At 34.1% G+C, this 16885-nt stretch carries 23 protein-coding genes; 14 read left to right on the plus strand and 9 right to left on the minus strand.

The genetic code is table 11. From position 1 onward, the window contains the following. Window positions 1-468: 468 nt before the first annotated feature. Window positions 469-1725: an MFS transporter gene (locus tag ABVF55_RS02625; RefSeq protein WP_445285473.1), complete on the plus strand. Its 1257-nt coding sequence runs from the start codon at window positions 469-471 to the stop codon at window positions 1723-1725. An 83-nt stretch (window positions 1726-1808) separates the two neighbouring features. Here ABVF55_RS02625 and ABVF55_RS02630 read toward each other — a convergent pair whose 3' ends face one another. Continuing rightward, window positions 1809-1982: a hypothetical protein gene (locus tag ABVF55_RS02630; RefSeq protein WP_173018706.1), complete on the minus strand. Its 174-nt coding sequence runs from the start codon at window positions 1980-1982 to the stop codon at window positions 1809-1811. Window positions 1983-2062: 80 nt separating this feature from the next. Here ABVF55_RS02630 and ABVF55_RS02635 point away from each other — a divergent pair, with 80 nt between their 5' ends. After that, window positions 2063-2269 (plus strand): hypothetical protein, encoded by a 207-nt coding sequence (locus ABVF55_RS02635; protein WP_368397670.1) that lies wholly within the window; start codon window positions 2063-2065, stop codon window positions 2267-2269. A 167-nt stretch (window positions 2270-2436) separates the two neighbouring features. On the opposite strand, the gene ABVF55_RS02640 is transcribed toward ABVF55_RS02635, so the two are convergent. The 8 genes from ABVF55_RS02640 to ABVF55_RS02675 all read right to left on the minus strand — a co-directional run bounded on the left by ABVF55_RS02640 (window position 2437) and on the right by ABVF55_RS02675 (window position 10693). Next, window positions 2437-2724 carry a hypothetical protein gene (locus ABVF55_RS02640; RefSeq protein WP_260314309.1) on the minus strand — a complete coding sequence of 96 codons (288 nt, stop codon included), beginning with the start codon at window positions 2722-2724 and terminating at the stop codon, window positions 2437-2439. Between the two features lie 1209 nt (window positions 2725-3933). Continuing rightward, on the minus strand, window positions 3934-4095 hold the full coding sequence (locus tag ABVF55_RS02645; RefSeq protein WP_254734762.1) for a histidine kinase: 162 nt from the start codon (window positions 4093-4095) through the stop codon (window positions 3934-3936). Window positions 4096-4917: 822 nt separating this feature from the next. Then, the gene (locus ABVF55_RS02650; RefSeq protein WP_003005049.1) at window positions 4918-5385 is read right to left on the minus strand and encodes a threonine/serine exporter family protein; all 468 of its coding nucleotides are present in this window, start codon (window positions 5383-5385) and stop codon (window positions 4918-4920) included. Between the two features lie 4 nt (window positions 5386-5389). Then, window positions 5390-6148, minus strand: a complete 759-nt coding sequence (locus ABVF55_RS02655; protein WP_023919150.1) for a threonine/serine exporter family protein — start codon at window positions 6146-6148, stop codon at window positions 5390-5392. A gap of 166 nt (window positions 6149-6314) precedes the next feature. Next, on the minus strand, window positions 6315-7481 hold the full coding sequence (locus ABVF55_RS02660) for a tyrosine-type recombinase/integrase (RefSeq protein ID WP_445285474.1): 1167 nt from the start codon (window positions 7479-7481) through the stop codon (window positions 6315-6317). Between the two features lie 342 nt (window positions 7482-7823). Further along, window positions 7824-8813 carry a DUF3644 domain-containing protein gene (locus ABVF55_RS02665; RefSeq protein WP_445285475.1) on the minus strand — a complete coding sequence of 330 codons (990 nt, stop codon included), beginning with the start codon at window positions 8811-8813 and terminating at the stop codon, window positions 7824-7826. Window positions 8814-8986: 173 nt separating this feature from the next. Then, window positions 8987-9802, minus strand: a complete 816-nt coding sequence (locus ABVF55_RS02670; protein ID WP_445285476.1) for an EbhA — start codon at window positions 9800-9802, stop codon at window positions 8987-8989. Between the two features lie 225 nt (window positions 9803-10027). After that, on the minus strand, window positions 10028-10693 hold the full coding sequence (locus tag ABVF55_RS02675) for a helix-turn-helix domain-containing protein (protein WP_445285477.1): 666 nt from the start codon (window positions 10691-10693) through the stop codon (window positions 10028-10030). A 161-nt stretch (window positions 10694-10854) separates the two neighbouring features. On the opposite strand from ABVF55_RS02675, the gene ABVF55_RS02680 reads away from it, so the two are divergent. The 12 genes from ABVF55_RS02680 (at window position 10855) to ABVF55_RS02735 (ending at window position 16820) form a co-directional block, all read left to right on the plus strand. Beyond that, complete coding sequence (locus ABVF55_RS02680; protein ID WP_301362639.1) at window positions 10855-11052, plus strand: helix-turn-helix domain-containing protein; 198 nt, start codon at window positions 10855-10857, stop codon at window positions 11050-11052. A gap of 20 nt (window positions 11053-11072) precedes the next feature. Continuing rightward, window positions 11073-11684, plus strand: a complete 612-nt coding sequence (locus ABVF55_RS02685) for a Rha family transcriptional regulator (RefSeq protein ID WP_445285478.1) — start codon at window positions 11073-11075, stop codon at window positions 11682-11684. A gap of 190 nt (window positions 11685-11874) precedes the next feature. Further along, window positions 11875-12360, plus strand: a complete 486-nt coding sequence (locus tag ABVF55_RS02690) for a hypothetical protein (protein ID WP_445285479.1) — start codon at window positions 11875-11877, stop codon at window positions 12358-12360. A 17-nt stretch (window positions 12361-12377) separates the two neighbouring features. Next, on the plus strand, window positions 12378-12884 hold the full coding sequence (locus tag ABVF55_RS02695; protein ID WP_445285480.1) for a hypothetical protein: 507 nt from the start codon (window positions 12378-12380) through the stop codon (window positions 12882-12884). Window positions 12885-12918: 34 nt separating this feature from the next. Then, window positions 12919-13209 (plus strand): hypothetical protein, encoded by a 291-nt coding sequence (locus tag ABVF55_RS02700; RefSeq protein ID WP_445285481.1) that lies wholly within the window; start codon window positions 12919-12921, stop codon window positions 13207-13209. Further along, window positions 13206-13547 carry a DNA-binding protein gene (locus ABVF55_RS02705; protein ID WP_445285482.1) on the plus strand — a complete coding sequence of 114 codons (342 nt, stop codon included), beginning with the start codon at window positions 13206-13208 and terminating at the stop codon, window positions 13545-13547. Before ABVF55_RS02700 ends, ABVF55_RS02705 begins: the two co-directional genes overlap by 4 nt. Beyond that, window positions 13540-13821 (plus strand): XRE family transcriptional regulator, encoded by a 282-nt coding sequence (locus tag ABVF55_RS02710; RefSeq protein ID WP_445285483.1) that lies wholly within the window; start codon window positions 13540-13542, stop codon window positions 13819-13821. The genes ABVF55_RS02705 and ABVF55_RS02710 overlap by 8 nt, the downstream gene beginning before the upstream one ends. Continuing rightward, on the plus strand, window positions 13808-14587 hold the full coding sequence (locus ABVF55_RS02715; protein ID WP_445285484.1) for a DnaD domain protein: 780 nt from the start codon (window positions 13808-13810) through the stop codon (window positions 14585-14587). Before ABVF55_RS02710 ends, ABVF55_RS02715 begins: the two co-directional genes overlap by 14 nt. A gap of 15 nt (window positions 14588-14602) precedes the next feature. Beyond that, window positions 14603-15427 (plus strand): ATP-binding protein, encoded by an 825-nt coding sequence (locus ABVF55_RS02720; RefSeq protein WP_445285485.1) that lies wholly within the window; start codon window positions 14603-14605, stop codon window positions 15425-15427. A 175-nt stretch (window positions 15428-15602) separates the two neighbouring features. Then, entirely contained in the window at window positions 15603-15821 is a 219-nt protein-coding gene (locus ABVF55_RS02725; protein ID WP_070590058.1) for a hypothetical protein, read from the plus strand. Window positions 15822-15862: 41 nt separating this feature from the next. Further along, window positions 15863-16225 carry a phage replication protein gene (locus ABVF55_RS02730; protein ID WP_239665215.1) on the plus strand — a complete coding sequence of 121 codons (363 nt, stop codon included), beginning with the start codon at window positions 15863-15865 and terminating at the stop codon, window positions 16223-16225. 178 nt (window positions 16226-16403) lie between these two features. Beyond that, window positions 16404-16820, plus strand: coding sequence for a DUF1492 domain-containing protein (locus ABVF55_RS02735; protein ID WP_445285486.1), 417 nt, complete (start codon window positions 16404-16406; stop codon window positions 16818-16820). The last annotated feature ends 65 nt before the right edge of the window (window positions 16821-16885 follow it).

Consider the following 16885-nt stretch of genomic DNA (forward strand, 5'->3'; position numbering starts at 1 on the left):
AATAGATTTGCATATCTGACACCTCCTAAATAAAAGAGATTAACCATCTTGTCCTCAATATTATTGTACTCCCGTTTGAAAGCGACGTCAAGCGTTATGATAAATAGTATCAACATCTAGAATGAAGTTAAAGCCTACAAAAAGCAAAATAAAACAATCTGTTTCATTTTGAAATCCTTTAACGATTGTAAAATATATCCTATTTTAGAAGAGGTACGTAAGAAGTTATCAATTTAGATAATGTCAAAGCAAGAGAGAAATATAATTAGTAAACATAAATACAATATTTTTTACATTTTTTATTATACTTTTATTAGTATAATTGGTAAAATCTTAATTAATAAAAATTATGGTCTATCTACTATCCCAATTACCTTACAACACAGGTTGATTGAATAGGATTAGATAACCGAAGTAATGTTGAAACGAATGGAGGGGGCTAATATTAAGAATTTAATAAGTGATCAAATGTCTAATAGACAAATCATCAAAGACTTTATTAGTAGTTTTATTAGTTCTTTAAGTGGTAAAGCTTTTAATTTTGCTTTAGGATTAATGTTACTGGACCAAACAAAATCGGCAATGAGTTTTGGAATCAACATGATCATCTATCCTTTAGTTAGTTTGATTTTCTTGGTTCCAATCGGTAATTTAGTAGACCGATACCGTCATAAAAAGATCTTAATTTATAATTTTATTTTTAGACTTATTATCTTTCTTCTGTTTTATGCATTTTATTTTTTAACGAATTCATCTACTATCTTATATTTAGTAATTCCGTTTGTCATATTCCACTCTATTACAGTTAACATCAATGATACTTGTTATTCAGCCTCTATCCACGAATTAGTAAATGATAAAAAAATTCAACGATTAAGCTCTGTTACACAAACCGCCATTGCTATCGCAACCATGCTTTCCCCAGCTATTGGAGTCATTCTTTATAATTGGTTAGGCTTCTCAGGCTTTATTCTTATAGAAATCATTGCAAATCTCCTTTCTTTAGGTGTCTTACTTACCATGAAATTCTTCTATGAAAATGAAGAGCAAGAAGCTAAGATTAAACAGAATGAAAAGCATCAACAGGGGTTCAAAGAAATTATCCGATTTTTAAAAGAAAATCAGATTGTAAAATATATTATTCTTGTTAGTGTTGTACTGAATTTTTTCTATACTTCCATTAGCATTGGAGTACCATTTGTAGTCAAAGAGCAACTCTTATTAGATAATGCAACAGTAGGTATCCTAGAAACAATGTCTGCAGTTGGAATGTTGTTAGCCAGCGTGTCTATGTCACTACTGCCAGACAAAAAAGAAAATAATACACTTCTCTCTAATAGAATTCGCATTCCACTTTTTCTTCTAACCATCGCTATCGTTGGTTTGGGTATTACATTTGCAATTACTAACACCCAAGTGATTATTTCTTCCGTTGGCGGTTTATTTATGGGAATTATCGCATTCACTCTTGTTATTCTAAATATTGTCGTCATGACCTATCTTCAAAGTAGTATTGAAACAAATTATTTAGGAAGAGTAATGAGTACTTTGTTCACACTAAATACGTCTATCATGCCGATCGGTACCATTGTATTTACTTATCTATTTCAAAAAGAAATAAACGGAGGTCTAATATTCGTATTTGGAGGAGTTTCTCTCCTGATCTATACGATGATAATGTTACCTCGAATCTATAGAATACTCAAAAAAGAACACATTTATTGATATTGAAACAAAAGCAGTATTAAAACGTAAAACGAAAAAGACAAGGATAAAACACCTTGTCTTTTTTTTAAATTCTATTACTATTACTGCCTAAAAACATTAGGTAAATTACTATTAATTACCCTGAGGCCATCGTTTATATATTGACCCAAAACGTCAAATCCGTTATAAATTCCGTTATAAATAAAGAGTCCTAAAATTATAGATGAAATAATAATACTTGCACAAATAAAATATGTACGATTTTTTTCATTCATAAGATAAATCCTCCTTTTTATTTGTATTCGCTTACATTTTATCATATAATACTAATGTAGTAAAGGAAGAAGGTGTTCTTATGCTAAAAAAATATTTTTCAAAATATAAATGGACTGATTTATTTTGGATTCTATTTGTGATTTTGACATGCATCTATGTAGGAAACCATGATTTGCTTCCTCTTAATCATCAAGAATTCTCTCTTCGTGGTAGTTTCTGGGGATTTATACTTGCATTATTTCACTTACTATTCATTGATAAATTTGTTATCTCTAATCGGAAGTAAAACGATACTAGGTAAAAACTCAATTTCAGGAGAAAATAAAGTAAATCACCCCACAATAAAACGCATAGTATCAAGGGCCTTCAAAACCTAATATTATGCGTTTTTTGATCCTAATGACTAGTAGGACCGCTTCGTTATTGTCCGACAAAATTTAATATGCTTCAAAACTATATCTTGTACAAATTATTTAATCTTTCTAACTCTAATACACTCATAGATACTTCTACTCCAGTAACTACCCCCTTACTATAAATAATTCCACAAGTAAACACAATCCTCTCCTGACTCAAAATATTTGACAATATTACAAAAGATTCCAAAACATAATCCTCTATAGTAATAAAACAATTATTTTCATCTTTGAAAAACTCTATAAATCCAATATCCTTACATTTATCACGAAAATGAAACCTAAGTGATCTTAAAAAAGAATCAAAAAACACATCATTTCCCATAGAAAACCCTTTCATTTTTAAAAACATTCTGATATAATCATACAAAAAATAAAGGAGAACTACAATGAAAAAAGTAATTATTTTTATCTTGTTAATCCTCTTAATCCTCTTATTAATCTTTTCTATTGTTGCAGTTCTTATATACAACATGTTTTAAAAAATAAATGACCAGCCTCCTGTAGAGTACAGAAAACTGGTCGCATAAGAGGACTTTCTCTTGTTCCATTATTGGGGTGCAGTTACTAAACATGCTAAGTTTTTTTGCGTGAAGATATATCAAAACTTTTTAAACCAATTCTTGATATACTCTAAGCATATATCCAGTAAGAATTTGATAACTAATAATACAATTCCAATCTTCACAAACATGTAATATTTAAATGTGTCATCAAATGAATGCACACGGATCGGAAAGGTGAAGATATTAGACGGATTGATAAGAAAATATAGTGAGATACAAATAGATAAAACCAACGCCACTATAAAAATTTTTTTATGTAATTGCATTTTTTACCTTACCCTTTCTTGTTTTACAACATTAAATACCAATCACCAATTTTATATAGCCTGATTAATTCTTTTATTCCCCTTTCTATCAGGCTATTTTAATAGTTTTTATACCTTCATCATATACCAATTTCAAAATAATTCAAGTCTGTTTTTCTAATCATTTTTATGATATAATAATAAAGTTCGAATGATAAACAAAAAACTCAGCAACAATCCCAACAAACTCTATAAATTAGATACGATAAAAAAATTCTATTCTGCTCTTTTTTTAACTATTCGGTAAAATTCTCGAAATTTTGATACCGAATAGTTATTTTTTTGCATAAAATGTTAAAAAATCATGCTGAGATAGCCATTCTGAGCTGATTTAAGTTTAGAGGGCGGACAATCTATCGCTAAAATTCCATACAGCCCCAACGGTTTAGGCTGTTTTTTAGTTCATTCAACATCTTTCGGGAAAAGAAAAATTTTCGGAAAGTTATTTTTTGAAGAAAATAGGCTTTTTCGTAAAAAGATGGCATACTACTTTCGTTTCTTGATAACCAAAAAATGTTTTGTGCTAATCATTGTCAATTATGTACTTTATTTAAGTGAAAATTAAAAATTTTTCAATTGTACATTCATACAAAAACACGGCTCATGAATCATGGCCGTGTTATGTTTTACTTAAGCTAGTTAGCTAGTTCTCTTAGTTAATATTTACTTACCTTTTATTTGCTTTAATTCCTTTATCTCTTTTAGAATACTAAAAATATAGAAACTAAATAGAACTACAAATAAAACAGATAAAACAAAGAAACCAAACGGAAGTTTTCTTCCCATACCAGCTACTACTCCAAGGGATAAAATACCGATAGCCATTATGCAAATTATGAGGATAAACCACAAGTAAATCATGTAAAACTTATAAAGATAACAAAAGGACTTATTTTTTTGTTTAGGCTTATCCTTCCATTTTAAATAAAAGAAATAAGGTGTATTAATAATTAAAATAAATAAAAATCTCATCTCTAGCACAACTTTTTACTTTCTATTTTGGATTTCCCACAAGATCTCCTAACTTCCAAATACAAAGCCAAAAAGAAATTGTTAGCATGATAAAGAATGTAAGGAACATATTATCGACTAGATTTTTACTCATCAAGCACAGTTCTCTAGCAATGTAAGGAGACACGGGGAACAAAATGCACTGTACTATAGTAATTATTTTTTTCATGATTTATTAATAATACTGTCACATATGATACAGTATACTCCTTTCTAGGAAGATTTCTTTTTATCCCTATCTTTATTATAGGCCTACAGCAATTTTGATTCAATTTTTAATATGTGAAAGTAGTTTCAGAATAATTTACAAAACAAAAATAAAGTACACTTTTTAAAGAATGTACTTTATGCTTCTAATTCAGTTGTATCAATGGTTTAGCTTTAGTTTAGTCAATTGTACATAAACTTTTAGTTTTCTTCAAAAAATAAAAATGAGTTCCAATTGTTAAAATGAATCAAGAAAATACAAAAACTTTCCGCCGTGAGAAAAGTGCTAGAAACACTATTGTTTCTAGCACTCGGGAGTTTTGGAACCTTAGGTCCAAAACTAAGTCATGGAACTTCTACGAAGTTCGCTGACGTCCGTGCTCACCTAAGGAAAGTTTTAAGAAGACTTTGTCACCAACATGACAAATGCTAGTTGGCATTGGTCATTTTTCTTTTTTGATGGCGTTGGTAAGAATGGTAGAGTTTCAAGACAACAGAGCCGCTAGCCATCCCGATGGAGATCACCAAGGCCAGAATAACCACCAGGGTCACGCTGGTTACTGCCTGGCGATATTGGCCACTGACAAAGAAGGAAGTGGTTCGATAGGAAATATATCCAGGAACCAAGGGTGCGAGAATGGACAACATAAAGACCACGACAGGCGTCTTGAGAATGATACTTAAAATCTGACTGATACAGGAGCCGACAATGGCTGCGATAAAGGTTGCAACGATAACATTGGTAGGCCCTTTCAGGATATAGTAGAGTAGCCAGATGCCCATACCGAGGATTCCTCCAGGAATCAACATGGAGCGTTGCACATTTAGGACAATTAAAAAGGTGATGATGGCAATCAAACTGGCCACCGCTTGGATTAAAAATTCAGTTAGGTTCATCATTTTATTTCATAAGGACGAGGGCGACCGTTGTACCGGCACCAAGTGCAAGAGTAATGAGGAGAGTCTCAAAGAGTTTGCTCATCCCAGAGTTGAGGTGGTAATTCATCAGATCGCGGACGGCATTGGTCATAGCGATTCCAGGAACGAAGGGCATGACACAGCCGGCGATAATGAGATCGGTATTGGAAGGAAAACCACTATAGCGCGTCCAGATATGGGCCAAAAAACCAAAGACAAAGGCGGCCGCAAAGGCAGTGGCAAAAGGAATGCGAACGTATTTCTCAACGACAAGAGAAAAAGCAAAGGCAAAGACAGTCGCAATACCCGCTCCAATCGCATCATAGAAATTTCCTCCAAACATGATGGAGAAGAAAGGCGCACTAAGAGTTGCCGCAATGGTCAACTGGAGATTAGTATAAGGAACGCGCTTCATTTTCAACTCGCTCAGGGCCTGGTAGGCTTGCTCGAGATCGATCTCTCCAGAGACGAGTTGACGAGAGATCTGATTGACATCACAGACCTTTTCGATATTGTAATTGGTCCGCAAGATCCGTTTCATACGCGTGACATTGGCATTCTCAATTGAAAAGAAAATAGCGACTGGCATCGCTAAAACATTGCAATCGACGATTCCCTGTGAATGGGCGATCCGGATCATGGTATCTTCGACCCGGTGAATCTCAGAACCGCTCTCGATCAGGAGGGTTCCAGCTAACATCAGGACGTCGATCACTTGGTTGATCTGTTTTGACTCTTCCATAATTTCCTTCTTACTAAATAATCTGTTTCTATTATAGCAAAAAAGGACGAGAGACAGAACTAAAATCTTGTAAGTTGAAGATTAAGGTATCAGAAAGCCTATTGCTATAGGCTTTCTTTCTTGTCGTAATACGTTCTATTCTGATTTTGTTCAGTTATTTGTTCAGTTACAAACTCCCTAGAGCTGTTTCATAGAATGAAATGGCTTTTTTTGCACTCTCATTTGAGAGGTGACTGTATGTATCCATTGTCATGGATAACTTAGCGTGTCCTAGTCTATGTTGGAGTTCTTTATATGGTATTCCAGCATTTAATAACAAACTAGCGTGAGTGTGTCGAAAACCATGGAAACCAATATTAGGCACTTTAGCACGTTTAAAATGTGTTTTTAATCTTGTAAAAAGGCTGCCGTTTTTAGCGTAACCATTGATAAAATCTGAAAAGACTATGGTTTCAGTTTGTCCAATTTTCCAAGCCTCTTGGGTTTGTCTACGTTTGTACTGTTTTAGCATTGTAACCGTTTTGGGGTCAATATCGATATCACGGTAACTAGATTTTGATTTAGGACTATTAGTTTCAAGTCTATAATTAAGTGTCTTTGTAATGTGAACAACAGCATTATCAAGATCAATATCAGACCATTCCAGCGCCAATGCTTCATTAATACGGCAACCAGTAGCAAGTAGGAACTTGTAAAGAGTGACCTCGTAAAAATAGCGGTATCTGTTACTATCCAAGTTGTCTAGATAATCTAAAAACGTTTTTAACTCAATATTATCAAAGTGTTTAATCTTTTGGCGCTTTGCTTTCTGAGTGTTACGAGGTAAAACAACATCACGCGCAGGATTGGACGGTATCGCCTGCATAGTAACACCATACTGTAAGATACGCTTATTAAGCGCGTGAATCCTATCATAGTGTAAGTAAGCCTCTGAATCCCCTTTATTGGTCTTTTCAGCAAGTTTATTGACTATATTTTGGATAAGTGGGGTAGTTAGCTTGTCGAGTTTATAAGAACCAAATAGAGGTAAAATATGATTATTTAATAATTTTCTAACACTATATTCAGTATTTGGTTTTACTGTATGCTTATAGCTTTCCCACCATAATTCAGTGAGTTCTTTATAAGTTTTAATTGTCGTTTCTTTGAATCTAGTAGAACCATTTTGAATGAAGTCTATTTCAGCTTCTTTGGCTTTCAGCTTGACATCTTTTTTAGTTCTAGCTGTAATACTAGTTTTTACATCTTTTCCCGTTACTCGGTCAATCCCTAAGTAAATGTTAGCACGGTATACAGTTGTACCGTCTTTCTTTTTGTGTTCTGTAATTCTCATGATCGAAAACCTTTCTATTTCATCAGCAGGCAAGCTATTATTAAAAAGGTTTTAGATTGTGGTTTATATCATGCTAGGGCTTCACAGATTGCTCTGTATTCGATTTTAAGCAGTCAGACGGTAAATTATATGCTTAATTGTTAAGTGGTAAAAACACTTATTTTACAGTGTTTTTTGAGAGTTTTTTTCTAAAGTTAGTTTACCAGTTAGCTAACAAAACACTTTACATTTCCCATGCGCGTGGTATAATAGAATTAACAAGATAACTTGCGAAGGATTAACGTTGTGTTCCCAAAGGGGAGTAAGTCGATGGACGAGAATTCACATATGCCTGGGGTTATCTTATTTTTTTTGTCTTTTTTTCAAGTTTTCTACGAACGTTTCAGGATTTCGTTCGATTTCCTCAATTATAAAATCGCAGAGGATTTGAGAGTAGCCGTATCGATTACCAATTTTATAATGGTAGCAATAACGTTGATTTGTTTTGATATCATAAAATGTATTAAAAAGTTGTAAGTCGTTTGTTGTAAACGTCTTTTTTTGTTTTTCTCCACCTACTATTTTTGTTAATAGAATCCCTTTCGATTTGAGATGTCTATTAACAATTTTAATAACTTCCCTAGTAGTTAATGGATAGATAGCGTTTGGATCTTTAATCTCTCTAACTATACCTATACTCGTTTCCGCAGTGTTATCAAGTTTAACAAATAAATCAGCATCTTGTTTTCGCTTAGTGATATAAAATCGAGTTTCAACAGGTACAGCATAGTCAGAATTATTAGTAGATATTTCATTTTCAATTTTATCTTGCTCGGCGAGTATACGTTCTGCCATTTTAGGAGAGTACTTGGCTCGAATTTCTTCTTGATTAAGTTGGTCGATGCGGACTGATAAAGTCAAGAAATTTTGTGCAATTTGTTTTGTGATATCCTCATTGTGAAACTCTTGCATTTTAGAAATATAATTAGAAACACATGCCTGAAATAATGGGGCATAGATGTGTTCATAATCTTCTGTTATGAAGTGGGTACTAGTATTCCTAAGTTCTATAATTCGAATTAGATTTTTTCGTAATGATCCATGTTTATCTGGAAATACTATCTCAACTGCATTTTCTAATGATATCGTTCTATCCTTACTATCCTTAAAATATATTGATTCTTCACCATTATTATTAATGATATAAGCCTTTAGCATTAATTCCCAGGCGTTACAGATAAAAAAACTAAAACCCTCAATTCTATACTTAATTGTAGGTTTGTTATATATTTCAAGCCCCATAATAAAAGCCTCGACACTTTTATTAACTAATCTTTTACTTAAATCTTCCATACGTTTCCTTTCTTAAAATGTTTTCTATATTATTGTGGCGCGTGGTATGTTATAGGGCGCATAATCGTACTTTTCGGACGCCCTAAAGAAAAATATTAGTGCTAAGTTTTGCTATGGTTTGGTATATATAATCTTTGAACTTAGAATAGGCGAAAATATCTGTTTTGTAAGAATTACTTCAGTTCAATTAGTTTATTGTAAATTTTTTCGGTTAAAACTTTTTGTTGGCTAGCAGTAAGGTGGTTAGAGGTACGAATTACGATAGTACCATACACATAATGAGAGCCAGGATTTAATTGTCCACCATCAAATGCAGATATGTATGTATTACGTTTTTCGGCTTCATCTTTAGTTTTATAAACTTCAATACAACCTCCTGCTTCAGTTCCTTTATCTACTAGATCAGTCCCGTAAACAGGTTCTGTTACTTGACTATCTGAAAAATATATTGAGGCGGTATATCCACCCTGTTTGTTTAATAACCCGTTTGCATCATTATCTTCAGTAACGTGTTGAATCTCTTGAATTGTATCGATTTCTTTCAACCGTTCCTCAACGAAAGAATCTTTAGGGTTTGTAATCTGTGCTAGTTGCTTAACGCTGTTTTGGTAGGCTGTTAGTTTCTCAGTGATGTTTTTTTGAGTTTCAGAATAATCTACAGGTTTCGCAATTTCTTTCGCTTGGTCTTCTATCTTTTGTGTATCGCTTTCCATTTTTGGAGCTTTACGAATCGAGTTTTTTGCTGCTTTAACAGCAGTTTTTAAATCTTCTAAAGTCTTTGCTTCCAATGGTTCAGCTTTTTCTTTAATGATTTTTTCAGTATCAGCAATTTGTTTTTCAATTGCTTTATTATTCTCATTAAGAGTATCAACAGACTTTTCAAAGTGACTTATTGCAGTTTGGTGAGGGGCATATTCCGAAAAATAATAGCTTGCTCCGCCAGTGGCAAGAGCTAAAACAACAGCAGTAGTAATAACATTCTTTTTCATAATTTTTCTCCTATATGTTTTCGTATATCTGAATTAGTTATCTATCAGATGATTTTTTCTTTTCAAGAGCCTTTTTTCCCTCTTTGTCTAGTATATGAAATGCAAATATCATAGCACTAAAGGCAAGGATCGTACAAGCAAACAAAAACCAGTCAAACAGTTCACTATTTTTCAATGTTTAACCTCTTTTCTAATTCAAATGAGAGTTTTTTCGTTGTTGACAAATTAAACAGTAATAATTTTCGAACTTTCAAATTTTTTGTCTTTTTTTATCGATGGATCATTGAAAAAGCTTATATAAACTTTGCTTTTCTCATTTAAAGTAATTTTTTCCAATCCTACTTTTGTATTATCGAAAGTCTCTTTATAAGTTGTTATGCTTTTATTTTTAATTAAAATATTCGATTTTAATGTATCTAGTATCTGGTTAAAAAAAGTTGTTTTCATTGAAACTGGTAAATCATCTAAGAATTGGAAAAAGTCTTTTGTTGAATATGCGTCACTTCCCTCAAGGTCAATTGTGATCCATAAGGCAAAACTATCATCATCTAATGGGAAATTATAATTCTGTGGATATAGAAAACAAGTGTTTAAAAAATAATCTTTCTCACTTTGATTAGTCTTTAATTTAATAATTATATAGTCTGAGTCCTCACTCTCCGTATTTTGTTTGAATTTCATATCCCAAATATATGGAACGTAAACAAAGAAATCTTTTAATTCTATATCTAGAAAATTACATAGCTTATCAACGGTATCGAATTGTACTCCTTTACCAGTATTCTCAGCGAGAGCCATTAAAGTAGTTTTAGAGATCCCTGTGCTTTCATAAACATCAGCTATTTTTAAGCCTCTTTCGGCAATTAACACAGCAAAATTAGTTTTAATCATTTTAACTCCTCCATATTAGGTATTATAACAAACGTTGTACAAAAATACAAACAACACTAAAATATACCAAACTATTGACAAATAAATCATAATAGTGTAATATACAAAATATAAGTGGAAGCACTCATATATAACAAAAGTCTAGAAAAGAAGGTGATAGTATGAAAAATAACTTAAGAGTTCTTTTAGCAAAAAAACGTAAAAAAGTTATAGATGTATATAAAGCGACAGGAATTTCAAAGACTACACTTACTAGTTTGTATTATGAACGTACAAAAAATCCTGAAGCAGAAACTTTGCTAAAGATTGCTGATTATCTAGGCGTAACGATTGATGAATTGTTGACGCCAGAGGAGTGAGAAAGGAGGAACTGGTCTATATGGACGGTAAAAAAGAACCGTATACTACGAGCGCAATCATAGCTGAATGTGCTGGAATAAAACACCACGCAATACAGGAACACATTAGAAAACAGATTGCACGACTGGAACAGTTTGGAAAGGTGTCATTTAAAATGCGACCTTTACAAAGTGGACAACAGGCAAAAGATTACATTTTGAACGAGCAACAGGCTACTTTGCTTATTACATTCTTAAAGAATACTGAGCAAGTGGCCAACTTCAAAACAAACCTAGTCAAAGCATTCTTTGAAATGCGTGAGGAACTTTCTAAGTTTCGTATGCAGAGGGCGCTAGAAAAGCCAAAAAGAAAAACGCTGCATGACAGTATTGAGAACTGGGAACAAGCACCAAAGCACGCGCACAGCACCATGAATAACTTGCTATTAAAGGCAGTGACTGACAGGAACGCTAAGCAGTTAGTAGAAGAACGTGGGGGCTACAATGGCATTGATAGCTTGACCAGCGAGGAGTTGGAACAGTACCAAGCATTTGAGGATATGGCGATAGCTATGATTAGCTTGAATATGAGCTATCAGGAAATCAAGGCTATGGCATTCAGAAATAAAAAAACACGCCTAAAAGGCGCGTGATCGCAACAAAAAAGGCTTAGCAATAACCACACCGCAGAGCCTTTCACACTATCACTAAAACGAAATTAACAAAAAAGCAGGCAAGCTATTATTAAAGAGGTTTTAGTAAAGATTTATACCTAGATTATAGCATATTAGGGTATAAGACGTAAAGAGATGTATAGAGGGTACAAAAGAGGAGAAAACTATTATGACAAAAACAACTTACGAAATTTTAAGCGATAAAATGAACAATATCGGTAAAGAACTATGTCAAATTGGGAAAGAGAATAATTTACATAGATTATCACTTTTATCGGGCCAATTAGGAGACCTAAAGGAAGATCTAGCAAGGTTACTTTGGTTAGAATTACCAGAACTAAACGATAGCAAAAAAATTGAGAACATTTCTAAAAGCACTACAGGAATGTTTTTCCACGCGGGTATTTTTGAAATGGACGCAATGCGACAAGCGTTTTTCAAAAGACAAGCACAAACATTCTTTAAGACCGAAGAAGAGCAACAGAAATATGTTGCTTATACAGAAAATCTATATTTAGAATCAACAAAAACTTTCAAAGACATCATGAAAGATACTAATCAAAATTTGCCTAATTCTAGCTATCAAGAAAAACGTAAACGAAATATTGAGCAATTTACAGCAGTTATCAGCAGTAATGCAACACACAAGAGATAAGAAATGAGGTTAAGGCTATGGCAGCAACAAATGTAACACTAGAAGTTGAAGGACTATCTGGAAGCACTTTATATCAACACGCTGAGCGATTGGAACGACTTCGCCAAGACTACACTCTTGACGGTGATGAAAGCTATTCTGAATTAGAACAAAAATACAAAAGTATTCTTGAGGAAATAGAACTTTTGGTAATTTCAACAAACAGCGAGGCAAGTGATTGGAGAAAAGAAACGGAAGGCCATGCTGATTTTATAACATGCAACGTTAAGGCTTTAATGGGACTGTTAAATTTCTTTGATTATAGGGTATCTATTAAGAAACAATTTCAAAAATTAGGCCCTTTTTCAAATACCCGATATACGATATTAGAACAAGTTGTTTATAAGACAATGAAAAGTATAAATCCAAAAGTGACATACAAGATGATAAGTGATTATGTTTTAGAATTGATAAAGCAAGACTTTGCTAAGTTAGAAACTGAAGAAGATAGCGTACTTTATAAAATGGCTAAAGATAAGAAATGAGAATAAGGCGATGACAGTAAAGGAGTTAAATAACATGAATGAACAAGGTTCAAGCAGTGTCCTGAAATTGTATCCTAACCCTGAAAAAATGCCCGACAAGCCATATTTTACTAAAGAGATTTTTCTAAATATGTGTTTGAGTGATGTAAAAAAATTAGCAGTAACCAGAGGCTTATTATCTTTTACACAGATAGATCATCAGGCAAAGGATATTATCCAAAGCACTATAGATACAATCATAGAAAATCAAGAAACTATACTTTATGGCGTAATGAGTGGGCAAATAACCTTTGTAAATAAAGCTGGTAAGGGGGAAAATGAATGAGTCTAACCGTAAATGACAAGCGAGTATTAAAATTAATAAAAGAAGGGTCTGAGAACTCAATTACAGGGGCAGAAATCAGCCTAATTACCAAGTTATCAGAAAGAACAGTACAGGATATTATCAGCCGTCTGATCACGCGCTATAGCATTCCTATCGTTGGTGTACGTAATGGAGCTTTTAGAGGGTATTTTATCCCAGCCAATCAGGAAGAGCTATTGGACGGTGCAAAGGCCTTCTATAACCAAGTACAAGAGGAGCAGAAGCGTCTAACTGTCCTTTTAAATGCTGATTTAGAGAGTTATAAGCCATTACTGAAAGGAGATAATGAATATGTTTAGTCTCAGTAAAGAGAGCGAGCAAGAGCTAGCTCATGGCGTTTTAGATCTTGTTGAGAATTACTTGGGGGCGCGTGATACAATCAAACCACGTTTAACGGGTTTGATTTCAGCTCAGGTAGCTATGGAAGAATTGGACATAAAAAATAAGACACTCCAAAGGTGGGAGAGTGCAGGGCTAAGACGCTACCAGCCCCCACTAGAAGATACTAGGAAGATCTATTATAGAGTTTCTGACATTTGTAAGTTTTTGGGGGTGGAAAATGGCAAAGACTAAAATCTATTTTTGGCTAAAAGTTGATAAAAAGTTTTTTGACAATATTTTTATCAAACGGCTTAAAAACACGCCAGGCGGTTATACTATGACAGTGATATATATCCGCTTAATGCTGGAAAGTTTAGAAAGTGACTGTATTCTGTACTATGAGGGGTACTTTAATGAACTGACTGAAGAATTGGCTTTAAAGTTAGATGTGTCCGAAGATGATATCCAAATGACTATGGCCTATTTTACAAAATGCGGTCTGATCCAAGTAGATGGAGATAAAAACGCTGAACTACTCCAAGCCAAAGCAATGATAGAAAGTGAAACAAACTGGGCGGGTTATAAAAGAGAACAGAGAAAACAAGCTAAATTGGACACTGTCCAAAATAAAAGGAAAAAATCCAACTCGTGTCCAATAGAGATAGAGAAAGAGATAGAGAAAGAGATAGAGTTAGAAGAAGAGATAGATAAAAAAACCTCTGCTACTGAAATTTCTAGTTACTACCAAAAGCGCATAGGGATTATAGACGGACAACAGTACCAGATATTGATCGACTATCTCACTCTTGACGGTATGGAGCTAGAGGTTGTCAAGACTGCCATAGATAAGGCGGCAGATAACAGCAAGCGATCTTTTAGCTATATCAATTCAATACTCAAGAACTGGAGAAATAACGGTATTAGAACCATGGTACAAGTCGAAGACGAACAGAGACAGTTTCAGAAAAAGAAACAAGGTAAGTCTGACGATGATATTCAAGACCCGTTTACCTACTGACGGAGAGGGGAAAAAATGAAATTACTGAATGCAGACCAGCTCAATGAAAAAATAAAGGTCACTGATGAGTTCTGTCCAACTCATCAGATTAACCTTGTACAATTTAAAAAGCCAGATGGTTATACATCTCCCTACTGCATGGAATGTACTAGGGAGGATATTAAAAAGACAGAGATAGAGGGCATAGAAAAAGCCTTAGGGCATAATCTGGACTATTCAACCTATGATGTGCTAGCGCGTGAAAGTACGGTGTCAAATGAGCTGAGAGAGGCCTCTTTTAGCACTTTCAAAGTAGAGACAAAAGAGGAACACGAGGCCAAGGAGTTCGCTATCAATCAAGCTAAACAATACCTAGACGGTATGAAAGGGAATACGCTGTTTATGGGCGATTCTGGGACGGGGAAAAGTCATTTGACTTATTCCATGGCCAGAGCTTTAAACGAGGGTTATAAGGTCAAGGGAGAGCCTAAGAGCGTGTTATTTGTCAGCATATCAGAGATAGTCACTCGTATTCAATCTGGGTGGCAATATAAAAATAGCGATTTTACAGAGCATGACGCTGTAAAGCTATTAACAGAGGTTGACTTCCTTTTCATTGATGATTTAGGAACAGAAAGCACAATGAACAGTCAGAAGATCGAAGCGAATAACTGGATTCAAACTTTCCTTTTCAAAATCTTTGACAAACGAGAAACAACAATCATCAATACTAACCATAACGGGCAAGAGTTGGCGAGGATATATAATAAAAAGCTAGTTAGTCGAATAGGTAAACAGTCAGAGGGAAATGTATTCAAAATGACAGGCATTAAAGATAAGAGAATGAAACGCAACTTCTAAAAGCAGTCAAAGCAGGAGTTAATAAATCGAGCTTATCCCAAAAATGAAGAATAGCAAGAAATACTACAAACTGGGTATAAATGACACCGTAAAATAGGAATATAAACAATAGGCGGTCTCTTAGATCTTTAGATCTTTGGTGATCGCCTTAGTTTGTAAAAAAGAGGTGCAGAAAATGGATCTATCAAAGAGATTGAAACGACTGGAAACCATACAGCGAGATAAAAACAAGCATACAACTATTGAGGTATGGCTGGGAGAGTGGGACGAAAAAGAAAATGAATATCCAAAAAGTTTAAGATCGCATGATAAGACAATAGTTTTTAAAAATGAGAATGAATTTAAAGAATGGATAAACTCAAATGACGTTATAAAAGTAACAGGCGAAGAATAATCTAAATTTTGAATTGATAGGAGGTGTTAAATATTACAAACTTGAAACCAAAACAAGAGTTGTTCTTGATAGCACTTGTGAGTGAGCCTACTATGGATAAGGCGATAGAAAGAGCAGGAATAACAAAGAAAACCGCTTATAGGTATTTGAAGAATAAAGATTTTTCTGCAGAATACTCACGATTAAGACAGGAAATGCTCAAACGTTCTACAAGTATGCTATTACAAGCGAGCGGGAGGGCTGTAGAGGTTTTGTATGAAGTAGCAGATAATACAAAAGCAAGCCCATACGCAAGGGTACAGGCTTGTAAAACGATTCTGGAGATGGCATACAAGGGCATGGAGATAGAAGATCTTAAAACACGTATAGAAGCTCTAGAACTTGAAATAAACAAAGGGTATTAAAAACTGATTCTATGAGACAAAGCAAGTATCATAGACGCTATCGAAAGTTTATAAAATACGCTAGAAAAGGTGATAGTCTCTGGTTATCTGGGATAGCCAAAATTTAATAGCGTGTTTTAGTAGTCTAGGTTTGAACCACGAGCGAACCACGAGAATTGGTTGAGATAGGAGATGAAACATGAACGCAAAACAGCGATTAAATCGCTTGAAAAACTATGAGACAGACGTAGAAACGTTAAATAATGAATTGATAGCGTTAAAGTCATTAGTTCTAAAAGGACAAGTTCTTACCCATGATCCAATAAAGACAAAGAGAGGGAACAAAACGGAAGAATTAAATGTCAGTATAATCGATAAATCGGATCAGATCTATCAAAAACTTGAGCAGTTACTAGATGAGCGAACAGAAACAGTAGAAGCGATTGAGAGGCTGGGAGATCCACTAGAGAAACTTGTATTAAGGTATTTCTATATTCATGGTTATTCAAGGGAAAGAACAGCACGAACGCTAGACCGTTCAGCAAGCACTATTAGCCGTGTTAAAAGTAGCGCAATTCGTAATTTAGAGGCTATTTTAGCCCCCACTGATAAATAACAGGGCTATAGTTCATTCAGAAAGAGGACGCGCCCTTTTTTGTACGAAAAATTCCCTTTTTGGAG

The sequence above is a fragment of the Streptococcus sp. KHUD_012 genome (assembly GCF_052588255.1).